The sequence below is a fragment of the Phnomibacter sp. genome (assembly GCF_036803085.1).
In the GTDB taxonomy this organism is placed as follows: domain Bacteria; phylum Bacteroidota; class Bacteroidia; order Chitinophagales; family Chitinophagaceae; genus Phnomibacter.
The window spans coordinates 318,455-333,857 of sequence record NZ_DAIRUZ010000003.1 but is presented as its reverse complement, the minus strand read 5'-3'; the positions used below and the strand labels follow the sequence as shown (position 1 = coordinate 333,857).

12 protein-coding genes are annotated in these 15,403 nt (G+C 48.3%); 11 read left to right on the top strand and 1 reads right to left on the bottom strand.

Annotated features, from left to right (window positions below):
- Positions 1-98: 98 nt before the first annotated feature.
- From V7Q13_RS08435 to V7Q13_RS08400, 8 genes are all read left to right on the top strand, one after another.
- Positions 99-494, top strand: coding sequence for a GxxExxY protein (locus tag V7Q13_RS08435; RefSeq protein ID WP_333800243.1), 396 nt, complete (start codon positions 99-101; stop codon positions 492-494).
- A gap of 12 nt (positions 495-506) precedes the next feature.
- The gene (locus V7Q13_RS08430) at positions 507-2,306 is read left to right on the top strand and encodes a family 43 glycosylhydrolase (protein ID WP_333800242.1); all 1,800 of its coding nucleotides are present in this window, start codon (positions 507-509) and stop codon (positions 2,304-2,306) included.
- Positions 2,307-2,374: 68 nt separating this feature from the next.
- Positions 2,375-3,082: a GDSL-type esterase/lipase family protein gene (locus tag V7Q13_RS08425; RefSeq protein WP_333800241.1), complete on the top strand. Its 708-nt coding sequence runs from the start codon at positions 2,375-2,377 to the stop codon at positions 3,080-3,082.
- A 12-nt stretch (positions 3,083-3,094) separates the two neighbouring features.
- The gene (gene bglX / locus V7Q13_RS08420) at positions 3,095-5,398 is read left to right on the top strand and encodes a beta-glucosidase BglX (protein ID WP_333800240.1); all 2,304 of its coding nucleotides are present in this window, start codon (positions 3,095-3,097) and stop codon (positions 5,396-5,398) included.
- A 10-nt stretch (positions 5,399-5,408) separates the two neighbouring features.
- Complete coding sequence (locus V7Q13_RS08415; protein ID WP_333800239.1) at positions 5,409-6,206, top strand: glycerophosphodiester phosphodiesterase; 798 nt, start codon at positions 5,409-5,411, stop codon at positions 6,204-6,206.
- Positions 6,207-6,229: 23 nt separating this feature from the next.
- Positions 6,230-8,464, top strand: coding sequence for a glycoside hydrolase family 3 N-terminal domain-containing protein (locus tag V7Q13_RS08410; RefSeq protein WP_333800238.1), 2,235 nt, complete (start codon positions 6,230-6,232; stop codon positions 8,462-8,464).
- 20 nt (positions 8,465-8,484) lie between these two features.
- Positions 8,485-9,279 (top strand): alpha/beta hydrolase-fold protein, encoded by a 795-nt coding sequence (locus V7Q13_RS08405; RefSeq protein ID WP_333800237.1) that lies wholly within the window; start codon positions 8,485-8,487, stop codon positions 9,277-9,279.
- A gap of 1 nt (position 9,280) precedes the next feature.
- A complete protein-coding gene (locus V7Q13_RS08400) occupies positions 9,281-9,898 on the top strand; it encodes an HAD family hydrolase (protein ID WP_333800236.1) in 618 nt (205 codons plus the stop codon).
- 111 nt (positions 9,899-10,009) lie between these two features.
- Here the strand turns inward: V7Q13_RS08400 and V7Q13_RS08395 are convergent, their stop codons facing one another.
- The gene (locus V7Q13_RS08395) at positions 10,010-10,264 is read right to left on the bottom strand and encodes a DUF4834 family protein (RefSeq protein ID WP_333800235.1); all 255 of its coding nucleotides are present in this window, start codon (positions 10,262-10,264) and stop codon (positions 10,010-10,012) included.
- Positions 10,265-10,454: 190 nt separating this feature from the next.
- Between V7Q13_RS08395 and rimP the strand changes: the two genes are divergently transcribed.
- From rimP to infB, 3 genes are all read left to right on the top strand, one after another.
- Positions 10,455-10,925, top strand: coding sequence for a ribosome assembly cofactor RimP (gene rimP, locus V7Q13_RS08390; protein WP_333800234.1), 471 nt, complete (start codon positions 10,455-10,457; stop codon positions 10,923-10,925).
- Between the two features lie 44 nt (positions 10,926-10,969).
- Positions 10,970-12,217: a transcription termination factor NusA gene (gene nusA, locus V7Q13_RS08385; RefSeq protein ID WP_333800233.1), complete on the top strand. Its 1,248-nt coding sequence runs from the start codon at positions 10,970-10,972 to the stop codon at positions 12,215-12,217.
- A gap of 111 nt (positions 12,218-12,328) precedes the next feature.
- Positions 12,329-15,358: a translation initiation factor IF-2 gene (gene infB / locus V7Q13_RS08380; RefSeq protein WP_333800232.1), complete on the top strand. Its 3,030-nt coding sequence runs from the start codon at positions 12,329-12,331 to the stop codon at positions 15,356-15,358.
- The last annotated feature ends 45 nt before the right edge of the window (positions 15,359-15,403 follow it).

The window sequence follows — 15,403 nt, the reverse complement described above, 5'->3', positions numbered from 1 at the left end:
TCACAGATTACATTTCGATTTGGTAAGCCTTAATGTATAATCTGTGCATCTGTAGCTAATTGATTTTCTTAACCAGGCACACCTCTAAAACACACACTATGGATGAATTTCAGGAGCCAATTGTATTTCTCAAAGAAGAATCCTATAAAATTATTGGCATTGCTATGGAAGTGCATCGCCAATTAGGAGGAGGATTTGCAGAGATTGTATATAAGGATGCGCTGGTAGAGGAACTAGAAATGCAAGGAGTGCCCTATACTAGAGAACAAGAGTTTTCAGTAAACTATAAGGGCAGAAAATTGCCGCATAAATTTTATGCCGATTTTGTAGTGTATGATAAAATAATTGTAGAAGTGAAAGCGAAGAAGGGAGTTGTTGATGAGCATTATAGTCAGGTAATTAATTATCTCGCGGTATCAAAATTGCCGTTGGGATTATTGCTAAACTTTCACGGAAAATCTCTTGAATACAAACGCATCATTCTCACCAAATAGACAGTGAAACAAATGAGTACAAGAACCATGTTATTGGAGGTGAAAAAAATAATCTGTGCATCTGCGGCTATACTTCTAATTACTTCCTTCAGCGGCTACGCACAGCAGAAAACCTATTGCAATCCCATCAACATCGATTATGGCTACACGCCCATCCCCAACTTTAGTGAGTGGGGCCGCCACCGGGCTACCGCCGATCCGGTGATAGTGAACTACAAAGGCGATTACTATTTATTCAGCACCAATCAGTGGGGCTACTGGCATAGCCCTGATATGCTCAACTGGACCTTTCACAACCGCTTGTTTTTGCGCCCCTGGAACAAAGCTTACGATGAACTTTGTGCCCCTGCAGTTGGTATTGTGGGCGATACCATGATAGTGTTTGGCAGCACCTATACCAACAACTTTACCATCTGGATGAGCACCAACCCCAAAGCCAACGAGTGGAAACCATTGGTGGATTCATTTGATATTGGTGGTTGGGATCCTTCCTTTTTTACTGATGATGATGGCCGCTTGTACATGTACAATGGCAGCAGCAACCGCTATCCGTTTTATGGTGTAGAGTTAGACAGGAAAACATTTAAACCAAAAGGCACCCGCAAAGAAATATATGTGCTGGAAGCGTGGCGTTATGGCTGGCAGCGCTTTGGCGAATACATGGACGATACTTTTTTGGATGGCTTCATCGAAGGCAGCCACATGACCAAGTACAAAGGCAAATACTACTTGCAGTATGGTGCTCCCGGAACCGAAATGAGTGGCTATGCCGATGGCTTGCTCATGAGCCGGCATCCGCTCGAAGGCTTTGCTGCTGTGAGTGATCCGCTGAGTTTCAAGCCCGGTGGCTATGCCCGTGGTGCCGGTCATGGTGCTACCTTTCAAGACCATTGGAACAACTACTGGCATGTGAGCACCATGGTGGTGAACGTGAAAAATAATTTTGAGAGAAGACTCGGCATTTGGCCCACCGGTTTTGATAAGGATGATGTGATGTGGTGCAACGCCGCCTATGGGGATTATCCCACTTTTTTGCCTGCCGTGCAAGGCCCGCAGCGCAATGGGGATGCACTCGATTACAACGCCGCCTTTCAGCCCGGGTGGATGCTGCTCAACTACAAAAAACCGGTGCAGGTGTCATCCACACTCGGCGGCTTTAGTGCTAACCATGCAGTGGACGAAAACATCAAAACCTACTGGAGTGCAGCTTCTGCCAATGCAGGTGAATATATCATCAGCGATTTGGGCGCTGTAAGTACCGTGCATGCCGTGCAAATCAACTACGCCGATCAGGATGCAGACAGCAACCGCCTGGGCAAATACAATGCGCAATACCATCAGTATGTGTTGTATGCCAGCGTGGATGGCAAAAAGTGGACGGTGATAGCCGACAAACGCAAGAACCAAACCGATGTGCCGCATGATTATGTAGAACTGGCTCAACCTGTGAAGGCCCGCTACATCAAACACGAAAACATACACATGCCCACAGGCAAGTATGCATTGAGTGGGTTGCGTGTCTTTGGATTTGGTGCAGGCAACAAACCGGCGCCGGTAAAACAGTTCATGGTATTGCGGGGCGAGAAAGACAAACGTGGTGCATGGATTCGCTGGAGCCCGTCGAGTGATGCGTATGCCTATGTGATTTACTATGGCACACAGCCCGACAAGCTCTACAACAGTGTAATGGTGCACGACGCCAACGAGTATTGGTTCAAAGCCATGGACAAAGAAAAAACCTACTACTTCAGCATTGAAGCAGTCAATGAAAACGGCATCAGTGAAAGGCTAAAAACCATTCAGGTAAATTAGTAGCTGTTAAAACTGATTTGGTCATAGGGGAGAAGGCTTACTAAATGGACTACTACGAAACGAATGCAATGACACAACGAATAAAGAAAGCAATGCTTGCCGGTAAACTAAAAAGGATGCAGTGGCGGACTATTGCAGCAATGATGCTGCTCACTTGCATCAGTGCTATTACCCATGCTCAGCCTTTTGCAAAAGAAGTCGCCGCCTTTCAAAAGCAGGACAGCCTTGCTTTTCCTGCAAAGAACCAGATTTTACTCATTGGCAGTTCTTCTTTTACCCTATGGAAAGATGTGCAACAATATTTTCCGGAGTATCCCATTCTCAACCGGGCATTTGGCGGCTCTACCCTGGCCGATGTATGGCGCTATCGTGAGCAAATCATTGCACCGTATCAGCCCCGCCAAATCATTGTGTATTGTGGCGAAAATGATTTTGCCTCCAGCGATACCATCACCGTAAATACGGTGGTTAATCGCTTCACTCAATTATTTACGTACATCCGCAGTGTATACCCCAAAGTGCCAGTGGCGTATGTGTCGATGAAACCGAGCCCCAGCAGGCGGCATTTGCTGGCCAAGTACCAGGCTGCCAACAAAGCCATTCAGCAATGGCTGGCTACGCAAAAACGAACGGCATTTATTGATGTTTATCAACCCATGATTCAATCAAATGGTGAACCTTTACCCCACATTTTTTTAAAAGATAGTTTGCACATGAATGCGCAGGGCTATGCCATTTGGCAACAATACATGAAACCTGTTTTACGCAAGAAATAAACTCCGACAACCATGAGTACAACGAAACACAGCTTGCTGATTGTGCTGCTTTTTGCAGGCATCGCTGCGTGGGCACAGCCAAAGCCCGCTGCCAATGCTGAGGCAGCCAAAATGAAAACCTTCATCGACAACCTGATGAAGAAAATGACCCTCGACGAAAAACTGGGTCAGCTCAACTTGCCTGGTGCCGGTGATATTGTTACCGGCCAGGCCGGCAATACAGATATTGCCAAAAAAATCCGCGAAGGAAAAGTAGGTGGTCTCTTCAACATCAAAGGCGTAGAAAAAATCCGCGAAGTACAAAAGCTGGCAGTAGAACAAAGCCGCTTGAAAATCCCGCTGATTTTTGGCATGGATGTGATTCACGGTTATCAAACAGTGTTTCCCATTCCTCTTGGTTTGAGTGCTACCTGGGATATGAAAGCCATTGAACGCAGTGCACAAATTGCTGCTGCTGAAGCCAGTGCCGATGGCATCAGCTGGACCTTCAGCCCCATGGTAGATATTGCCCGTGACCCCCGCTGGGGCCGCATGGCAGAAGGCAGCGGTGAAGATCCGTTTTTGGGTGGTGCTATTGCCAAAGCCATGGTACGTGGCTATCAGGGCAACGACCTGAAAGCCAACAACACCATCATGAGTTGCGTAAAGCACTATGCGTTATATGGCGCTGCTGAAGCAGGCCGTGATTATGGCACTACCGACATGAGTCGTCACCGTATGTACAATGAATATTTTTATCCCTACAAAGCTGCGGTAGAAGCTGGTGTAGGTAGTGTAATGGCTTCATTCAACGAAGTAGATGGTGTGCCTGCCACCGCCAACAAGTGGCTGATGACCGATGTGCTGCGCAAACAATGGGGCTTTGGTGGTTTTGTGGTAACGGATTATACCGGCATCAACGAAATGATTGACCACGGCATTGGCGATTTGCAAACCGTAACAGCCCGTGCACTCGATGCAGGCATTGATATGGATATGGTAGGCGAAGGCATGGTAAGCACCCTCACCAAATCTTTGAAAGAAGGAAAAATTTCACAAGCACAGATTGATGCAGCTTGCCGCCGCATTCTCGAAGCAAAATACAAACTCGGCTTGTTTGAAGATCCCTATCGCTATTGCGATGTAACTCGTCCGGCCAAAGAAGTGTACACTGCTGCCAACCGCAAAGAAGCCCGCAGCATTGCCGCTCAAAGTTTTGTGCTGCTGAAAAACGAAGGCAATGTATTGCCGCTGAAGCGTGGTGGTAAAATTGCATTGGTAGGCCCACTGGCCGACAACCGTGAAAACATGCCCGGTACCTGGAGCGTAGCCGCCGATTTTTCCAAAGCCATTTCTGTATTGGAAGGCCTGAAAGCCGTAGCCGGACCAAACACAGAAATCTTGTTTGCCAAAGGCAGCAACCTCGATTACGATGCCAAGTTTGAAGAAAACGCCGGTATGTTTGGCAAAAGCCTGCGCCGCGACAATCGTCCTTCTGCACAGCAAATTGCTGAAGCACTGGAAGTAGCCAGCAAGGCCGATGTAATTGTAGCCGCCGTCGGCGAAAGCGCCGAAATGAGTGGTGAAGCCAGCAGTCGCTCCAACATCGCTATTCCACAGGCACAAAAAGATTTGCTGAAAGCACTGAAAGCAACCGGTAAGCCGGTGGTTGTGGTATTGTTTACCGGCCGTAGCATGGCCATTACCGAAGAAGCTGCTGCGTATCCTGCTATTTTGAATGTATGGTTCCCCGGTAGCGAAGCTGGCTACGCCATTGGCGATGTATTGTTTGGCGATGTAAACCCCAGTGGTAAACTTTCTGCCACATGGCCACAAAATGTAGGCCAGGTGCCCCTGTTTTACAATCACAAAAACACGGGTCGTCCTTTGCCTGCAGGACAGTGGTTCCAAAAATTCCGCAGCAATTATCTTGATGTGAGCAACGATCCATTGTATCCTTTCGGATTTGGATTGAGCTACACCACTTTTACCTATGGCAACCTGAAACTGAGCAGCCAATCACTCAAAGGCAATCAAACCTTAACCGCCAGCATCGACATTACCAATAACGGAAAGATAACGGGTAAGGAAGTGGTGCAACTGTACATTCGCGACATCGTTGGTTCAACCACAAGACCTGTGGCCGAACTGAAAGGATTTGAAAAAATTGAATTGCAACCCGGCGAAACAAAAACCGTTTCGTTTAGCATTACTCCTGAGCTGTTGAAGTTTTACAATTACGATTTGAAGTACGATTGGGAAGCCGGCGACTTCGATATCATGATTGGCAGCAACAGCAAAGACGTACAAAAGCAACGGGTAAACTGGCAGAAATAAAACAACAAGCATGAAGCAGTGGATGGTTTTGGGTATGGCAGCCTTGATGGTCATGCCTGTAATGGCACAAACAAAAAAGAAGCCCATGAAATTTGCCAATAACAATGTAGTGGCACATCGTGGTGCTTTTAAGGCCAACGGCTTTCCCGAAAACTCCATTGCTTCATTGCAAGAAGCCATCAGGCTGGGCTGCACCGGCAGCGAGTTTGATGTACGCATGACGGCCGATGATTCACTCATCATCAACCACGATGAGCACTACAATAAGCTGCTGATAGAAGAAACAACGTATGCTGCATTGCAGCAGTTTCCGTTGTCGAATGGAGAGAAGCTGCCCACACTGCGGGAGTATTTGCTGGCCGGTATGAAGGCTAATACGCATACTCGCCTGGTGTTGGAAATAAAGCCTTCGGGCATGGGTAAAGAAAGAGCAGTAAAAATTGTAGATGCTGCTGTGGCTTTGGTGAAATCATTACAGGCTGAGCAGTATGTAGTGTACATCAGTTTTGATTACAACATGATGCTGCGCCTAAAGCAGTTGGTTCCGTACGCACCTATGCAATACCTCGAAGGCGATAAATCGCCTGCACAACTGAAAGCTGATGGCATCATGGGATTGGATTATCATTTTTCAGTGTTTGAAAAACATCCGGATTGGGTAACAGAAGCGAAGCAACTCGGATTGGTGCTGAATGCATGGACTGTGAATGACGCTGCTAAAATGGATGAATTGTTACAATTGGGTTTTGATTTCATTACTACTAACGAGCCTGAATTGCTGCTGACCAAATTCAAAAAGCGGAAGTAGCAAAGCGAGGTCTGCCCTTGCCTATGAAAAACTTGCCATATTTATTGCTGGCGTTTTGTGTACTGCCAGCTGCTGTAACCTTAGCACAACCCAAAACGGCGTTGCAAAAAGCCGACTCCGTATTGCGGCTGATGACACTCGATGAAAAGATTGGTCAGCTGCACCAGCTCAGCAGCGATTTTGCAACAGGGCCCATTACGCCTGATGGCGATAAACAAAGCCAGGTGCGCCGAGGCGAAATGGGCAGCATGCTCAACCTGATGGGCGCCGCCCGTACCCGCCAGTTGCAGGAAATAGCCATGCAGTCGCGGCTCAAAATACCACTGCTGTTTGGGCAAGATGTAATTCATGGATACCGCACTACTTTTCCCATACCACTCGCCGAAGCCGCTAGTTGGGACATACCTGCTATTGAACAATCAGCCCGCATTGCCGCCATCGAAGCCTCGGCGGCTGGCATTCACTGGACCTTTGCGCCCATGGTCGACATTAGCCGCGACCCCCGCTGGGGCCGTGTAATGGAAGGCGCTGGCGAAGACACTTACCTCGGCAGCGTGATTGCTGCAGCGAGAGTAAAAGGTTTTCAAGGAAATGCTATCGGCAGCATCAATTCAGTGCTGGCCTGCGCCAAACATTTTGCAGCCTATGGTGCTGCTGTGGGCGGCCGCGATTACAACAGCGTAGACATGAGTGAACGCATGTTGTGGGAAACCTACCTGCCACCGTTTAAAGCCGCCATTGATGCAGGTGCGGCCACCTTTATGAACAGCTTCAACGATTTGAATGGTGTGCCTGCTACTGGCAACCCATTGCTGCAAAAAGATATTCTGAAAGGCAAGTGGCAGTTCAAAGGTTTTGTGGTGAGTGATTGGGGCAGCATTGGCGAAATGATCAATCACGGCTACAGCAAAGATTTGAAGCAAGCAGCCGAACAAGCCATATTGGCGGGCAATGATATGGACATGGAAAGCCGTGCCTATAAAAATCACCTGAAGCAATTGCTGCAAGAAGGTAAAGTGCCCATTGCCCGTGTGAATGATGCCGTACGACGCATCCTCATTAAAAAGTTTGAACTGGGTTTGTTTGACAATCCGTATCTCTTTAGCGATGAAGCCAGAGAAAAAGCACAATACGACAACCCGGCACACAAAGCTTTTGCCCGAACCATGGCTGCAAAAAGCATTGTGCTACTAAAAAATGATACCATTGCCGGCAAACCTTTGCTGCCACTGCATAAGCAACAGACCATTGCACTGATTGGTCCACTGGTGCAATCACAAAAAGACAATCTTGGTTTCTGGTCTTTCGACTTTGAAGATGATAGTTTGCGGATTGTATCGTTGTACAAAGGCGTACAAAACAAACTGGGCAGTAATGGCAAATTGCTGTACGCCAAAGGCTGCAACTTGAATGATACGGATACGTCGGGTTTTGCGGCAGCCGTAGCCACAGCCATGCAAGCCGATGTAGTGGTGATGCAGGTAGGCGAAGGCCGCGACTGGAGCGGCGAAGCCAAGAGCAAGAGCAATATTCAATTGCCAGCTGTGCAGGAAGCCTTAATCAAGGCCATACACCGTACGGGCAAGCCCATAGTGGTATTGATGAGTGCCGGCCGGCCGCTGATCTTCAACTGGACAGCAGACAATGTGCCTGCTGTATTGTACACCTGGTGGCTGGGCACAGAAGCCGGCAATGCCATGGCCGATGTGTTGTTTGGCGACTACAATCCATCGGGTAAGCTGCCCATGAGCTTTCCCCGCACCGAAGGACAAATTCCTATTTACTACAACTATTACAATACCGGCCGTCCTGCACAAAACGATGAACACCGCTTTTATGTGTCTGCGTACACCGATTTGCCCAACAGTCCGAAGTTTCCGTTTGGCTATGGCTTGTCGTATGCCCGGTTTACTTATGGCGACATGCAGTTGTCGAAAACAAACCTGAAGGGAAATGAAGTATTACAAGTAACAGTAATGGTAACAAACAAGAGCAATGCAGCAGGTGAAGAAGTAGCACAGCTCTACATACGTGACTTGGTAGGTTCTGTGGTACGACCAGTGAAAGAACTGAAGCATTTTCAAAAAGTTATGCTGCAGCCCGGCGAAACCAAAGAACTTACATTTGTAGTGTCTACGAATGATTTGTCATTTTACAACAGTCAGTTGCAACATACCTGGGAAGCCGGCGAATTCGATATCATGATTGGCGGCAACTCTAGAGACGTTCAAACCAAACGTATTAACTGGAATAAATAATTCCGATAAAAAACATAAATATGAGAAATATTCTCGCTTTTGTATTGCTGATGATGCTGGCTCCCATGGCGGGCCAGTCACAAGACATGAACCTGTACCAACGCAAGCAGCTGCTGATGGGTAGCGATACTTTACCTTATCGGTTGTTGCTGCCCGAAAATTATGATCCTACAAAAGCTTACCCATTGGTGATGTTTTTGCATGGCGCCGGTGAAAGAGGGAACAACAATGAAGCACAGCTCACTCATGGCGGCAAGTTGTTTTTGCGTAGCGATATCCGCCAGCAGTTTCCGGCCATTGTGGTATTTCCGCAGTGCCCTGCCAATTCATTTTGGAGCAATGTGCAGTGGGTGTACGATAGTGTAACTAAGAAGCGGGATTTTATTTTTCCTGAAGAAGCTGAACCTACTTATGCCATGCTGATGGTACAGCAACTGGTGCGGGAAATGAACAAACAATTTAAGATTCAGCAAGACCAGCATTATGTGATGGGATTGAGCATGGGTGGTATGGGTACGTTTGAATTGGTGAAACGCATGCCCAACACATTTGCTGCGGCCATTCCTATTTGTGGCGGAGCCAATCCGGCCAATGCCAAGTACATGAAGAAGACAGCATTCTGGTTGCACCACGGCGATGTGGATGCTGTAGTGCCAGTGCAGTTGAGCAAAGACATGGCGACAGCTTTGCAGCAGTATTACAGCACCGCCGATATGCAATTGAGCATTTACCCCGGTGTAAACCACAACAGTTGGGATAATGCTTTTGCAGAGCCTCAATTGTTGCCGTGGTTATTTTCGCACAAAAGAAAATAACATGGCGGTTCGCAACATCATCTTCGACTTGGGTGGCGTGTTCATAGATATTCATTACCACAAAACCCGGGATGCTTTTATGGTATTGGGTGTAGCCGATTTTGATGCATTGTTTCAGCAATCGTATTCCAACCCGCTGTTTGCACTGCTCGAACAAGGCGAACTATCGCCGGAAGATTTTTATGATGCGTTCAGAGCAGAAACCGGACTGAACGTAAGCAATGCACAAATACGAGATGCGTGGAATGCGATGCTTGGAGACTTTAGACCGCAAAGCGTAGCTGTTTTGCCAGCGTTAAAACAATCGCATGCTATTTTTTTGCTGAGCAATACCAATCAAATTCACCACGAAGCATTTACCAGCCAGTATCAGCAAAGCTTCGGCCACGATTTTGACGAACATTTTCATGTAGCGCATTACTCCCACATATTGGGTTTGCGTAAGCCACATGTTACCTGCTACGAAGCGGTGTTGCAGCAGCATGGCTTGCATGCAGCAGCAACTTTGTTTATTGATGACACACCCAAAAACATTGCCGGCGCTGAGGCTGCAGGATTGCAAACATTATTACTATCGCCGGGCCTGCTGCTCGAAGAGGAACTACCGAAGTATTTATAGTTGATAGTTTATGGGATTAGATGTTGGATGATAGCATACATCCGTAAACATCCGTTTTTATCCGAATTATCTGCGTCCCATTGCATTTCCCCCACCGGGGGCGGGGGGCTTTTACTTCACATCCTCAAACGGAATGTATTCCCCTTCAATATCGTACTTGCCCTTAGTACCGGGTGCATTGGTTTGTTGTGTAGCCTGAGCTCCTTGAGCTTGTTGCTGATATTGTTGTTGTGCCTGCTCCATTTGCTGGCGCATAGCATTAAACTGTTTCTTCACTTGCGAAGTAGTGCGTACCACAGGAATTAGAAAGCCTGTTACAAACCGGTAAAGAATAAAGGCTACAATGGCCCACAAAATAAACGTCATAGCAGGGCCAAAGATAACCGCAAGCTGTGGGCAAAAGCCGTTAAAATTATGGAGCATCAGCCTGCCTATACAAAAGGTTTTGCAGGCATAATTTGGAAGATATCCACCTGCTTCCCTACATTTGCACCGGACATGAAGTAGTAGAAAGGGAACGGACTCCGTTCCCTTTTGCTTTCTACCAACCAGAGATATGGAAAAAAGTGAACAAATCGTACGCATCGAAAACATGGTAAACGCCATACTGGCGGATAAGCCCTCGTTTTTTTTGGTACAGGTAAAAATTAAACCCACCAACAACATCAAAGTGTTTTTGGATGGCGACAATGGTATCACCATTGAAGATTGCATCAAAGTAAACCGCAAGTTGTACGCCGAAATCGAAGAGCTGGCCATGTATCCTGATGGCGATTTTTCGTTGGAAGTGAGCAGCCCCGGTGTAGGCGAACCGCTGCTGTTGCAGCGCCAGTATGTAAAAAATGTGAGTCGTCTGCTGGAAGTAAAACAGCTCGACGGTAAAATCCTCATAGGTACATTGCTTGCCGCCGGCGATGACAGCATTACGCTGGAAGTAACCAGTGGCAAGGGCAAGAAAGCGGAAACCAACCAACTCGAGATCCCATTTTCTCAAATAAAAGAAGCAAGCGTTCAAATTAAATTTTAACCATCCCCGGTGTTTCATTCACCGGCAGAAAATCGAACAGTACAATGGCAAGTATTAACCTGATTGAGGCGTTTCAGGAGTTCAAGGACGCAGAAAATATTGACCGTCCGACCCTGATGAAGGTAGTGGAAGACGTTTTTAAAACACTCCTTCGCAAAAAGTATGGTAGCGATGACAACTTCGACGTCATTGTAAACGCCGAAAAGGGCGACCTCGAAATTCTGAGGCACCGCATGATTGTAGAAGATGGCGAAGTACAGGATCCGCTGGCTGAAATAGCTTATACCGATGCAGTAAAGATTGAACCCGACTTTGAAGTAGGCGAAGAACTCTTCGAGGAAATTGACCTGTACGATTTCGGTCGCCGGGCCATTTTGGCCGCCAAGCAAACGTTGGCTAGCCGTATTAGCGACCTCAAGAAAAACCTGCTGGTAAAAAAATACGAAGACCGCATAGGCGAACTCATCAGCGCCGAAGTTTACCAGGCCTGGAAAAAAGAAGCCCTCCTGATGGACGAAGAAGGAAACGAACTCGTACTGCCCCGCAGCGAGCAAATTCCGCAAGACTTTATGAAGAAAGGCGAACCCGTTCGTGCCGTTGTTAAAAAGGTAGAGCTCAAAAACAACTCACCTGTCATCATCCTCAGCCGTACGCATCCTTCCTTTTTGGCGCAGCTGCTCGAAATTGAAGTGCCAGAAATTGCGGATGGCCTTATCAACATCAAGAAAATTGTACGTGAACCCGGCGAACGTGCCAAGGTTGCCGTTGAAAGCCTCGACGACCGCATTGACCCCGTTGGTGCCTGCGTAGGTATGAAGGGTAGCCGTATTCATGGCATTGTTCGGGAGTTGAAAAACGAAAACATCGACGTAATCAACTGGACCAATAATATTAACCTGCTGGTGCAGCGGTCTCTGACCCCTGCCAAAATCAGTAGCATGAAAATTGATCTCGACAGAAAGCATGCCGATGTTTTTCTGCCCGCCGACCAGGTGAGCCTCGCCATTGGTAAGCGTGGTGTTAATATCAAGCTGGCCTGTGAACTTACCGGATTAGACATAGACGTATTCCGCGACAATGAAGGCGAAGAAGTAGAATTCGATATCGACCTCGAAGAATTCTCCGACGAAATTGATATGTGGGTAATCGATGAGTTTAAGCGCATTGGTTGCGACACAGCCCGCTCTGTATTGAAGCTGAGTGCCGAAGAACTCGAACGCCGTACCGATCTGGAAAAGGAAACGATTACAGACGTGTTGCGTATTTTGAAAGAAGAATTTGAACGGGAATAGTCAATCCGGGTTACCCAACGTACTTTTGACCATTAATAGCTGATACCCTGCTTGTACCCGAAGCAGCTACAGCACCAAAAAAGCCGCCGGCAGGCAGCAATAAGAAACAGAATGTCAGAACAGAAATTACCGAGATTACTAGCAGCAGCCAAGGAATTCAACATTGGGCAAGATACCCTGGTGGAATTTTTGGCAGGTAAAGGCTTCAGCAAAGACGACCTGAAGCCCACCGCCAAACTCAGCCCGGAAATGTATCTGTCGCTTCAAAAAGAATTTCAGAGCGATAAAGTGGCCAAGGCAAAAAGCGATATGATCGACTTGCCCAAGGGTGCTACTGCAGAAGCCCGGAAAAAGAAAGAAGACGAAGAAATCCATTTTAGAAAGGACGAAAAGAAGCCTGCTGAAAAAGAAAAAGAAGTGGTAAGCCCAGTGCCAGAAGCACCGGCTCCGGCGCCTGCTGCCGCAGTGCGAGAACCAGTACAACCTGCACCCGCTCCGCCAGTAGTGGAAGTACCTGCACCTGCCCCTGTGGTAGAAGTGCCTGTTGCCCCGGCTCCAGCCCCGGCACCTGAAGTAGTAGCTGCACCAGAGCCTACTCCGGCTCCGGAACCAGCACCTTTAACTACTACGCCTGCTATAGAAATGCCCAAAGTGTTGGGAGTGATTGATCTCGACGCTATTGATAGCAGTACCCGTCCTAAAAAGACGGCTAAAAAGCCTGCCGCTCCTGCTCCTGAGCCAGTTGCTGAAGCTCCGAAGCCTGCTCCTGCACCTGCTGCAGAAACAACCGCTCCGGCCCCGGCAGCTCCTGCTCCCGTAGCGCCTGCTCCTGCGGCTGAAGAAGCACCGAAGGAAGAAGAAAAAGTAATTGAAAACATACAGGCAGAACGCCTGAGTGGCCCGAAGATTATCGGCAAAATTGAATTGCCCGTTCGCTCAGATACACGCCCCGGCAGGCCCGGTGGCAATGCTGGCGCTGCAGGTAGTGACGATGCCAAACGCAAACGCAAACGCATTCCCATCACTCCTCCGGGAGCTGCAGGTAATGCAGGTGGCGGCGGTGGTCAGCATCGCCCCGGCGATAACAACCGTGGCCCCAATCAGGGTGGTGGACATCAGGGTCAACGCCCCGGTGGTGGTGGCCAAAATCGCCCCGGCGACCGTAGAGGTGGCCCGGGAGCCGGACCGGGCCGCAACCTGCTCGGCAAGCGGGAAGACCGTGTCATCGACGAAAAAGAAATTCAACAAAAACTGGCCGAAACCCAAGCCCGCCTCAGCGGCGGTGGTGGCAACAGGGCTGGTAAAAACAGGGCTAAACTTCGCCGCGAAAAACGTCGTGAACAGGCCGAAATGCACGAAGGCGACACCGAAACCAACGTAATTGAAGTAACTGAATTCATCAGCGCCAGCGAAATGGCCAGCCTGATGGATGTGAGCCCAACAGAAGTAGTGGCCAAGTGCTTCAGCCTCGGCTTGATGGTGTCTATCAACCAGCGCCTCGATGCGGAAGTAATTGAATTGGTAGCCAGCGAATTTGGCTTCGATGTAAAATTTGTTGGCCTCGAAGATCAGCTGGACGAAGAGGAAGAAGTAGTCGACGATCCTGAAGATCTCCGGCCCCGTGCCCCCATCGTTACCATCATGGGTCACGTTGACCACGGTAAAACATCTTTGCTCGACTATATCCGTAACGCCAACGTAGTAAGTGGCGAAGCAGGTGGTATCACCCAGCACATTGGTGCCTATGAGGTAACCACTGCCAGCGGCAAAAAAGTCACCTTCCTCGATACGCCGGGTCACGAAGCCTTTACGGCCATGCGTGCCCGTGGTGCCAAGGTTACCGATATTGCGGTGATTGTAGTTGCCGCCGACGACGCAGTGATGCCTCAAACAAGGGAAGCCATCAGCCACGCACAAGCGGCCGGCGTACCCATGATTTTTGCAATCAACAAGATTGATAAAGACGGCGCCAACTCACAAAAAATATACGAGCAGCTCAGCCAAATGAATATTTTGGTGGAAGAGTGGGGAGGTAAATTCCAAAGCCAGGAAATAAGTGCCAAGAAAGGCCTGAACATTGACCTGCTGTTGGAAAAGATTTTGCTGGAAGCCGAAATTCTCGACCTGAAAGCGAATCCCGACCGCGAAGCCAGCGGTACCATTGTCGAAGCTACCTTGGATAAAGGCCGTGGTTATGTAGCCACATTGTTGGTACTCAATGGTACTTTGAAGCAAGGGGATATTGTGGTGAGTGGCCAGTATTTTGGTCGTGTAAAAGCAATGTTCAACGAACGCAACCAGAAAATTGAGCAGGCTGGTCCGGCTTCTCCGGCACTGTTGCTCGGTTTGAACGGTGCACCACAAGCGGGTGAGAAGTTCAAAGTATACGAAGACGAAAGCGAAGCCAAGCAGGCAGCATATAAGCGTGGTCAGATTATGCGTGAACAAGGCATGCGGGCCCGTAAGCACATTACGCTGGATGAAATCGGTCGTCGTTTGGCATTGGGTAACTTTAAAGAACTTAATGTTATCATCAAAGGTGACGTGGATGGTTCGGTAGAAGCCTTGAGCGATAGCTTGGAAAAACTGAGCACCGAAGAAATTGTGGTGCGGGTGATTTTGAAAGGTGTGGGTGCCGTAAGCGAAAACGACGTTACACTCGCCAGTGCTTCCGACGCCATCATCATCGGCTTTAACGTTCGACCCAACCAACAGGCGGGCCGACTGGCAGAAAACGAAGGCATCGAAATCAAGCAATATTCTGTTATCTACAACGCCATCAACGATGTGAAGGCAGCCATGGAAGGCCTGCTGGAACCGAAGGTGGAAGAGAAAGAAGTGGCTTCGGTTGAAATCCGCGAAGTGTTCAAGTTTGATAAAGCTACAGTGGCAGGTTGCTTTGTTACTACGGGCAAAATCAAACGTGACGCTAAGGTTCGGTTGTACCGCGATGGAGTACTCATTTACCCACGTACCGAAGGCGGCTTTGCAGAACTGGGTAGCCTGAAGCGCTACAAAGACGATGTGAAGGATGTGCTCAACGGCATGGAGTGCGGTTTAACCATCAAAAACTTTGCCGACATACAAGTAGGAGATACCGTGGTAGCTATCGAAGAAGAAGAAGTAAAACGGACACTCTAAGCAACGCTCATTTACACAAAAGAATATATACCGGCAGGCATACAA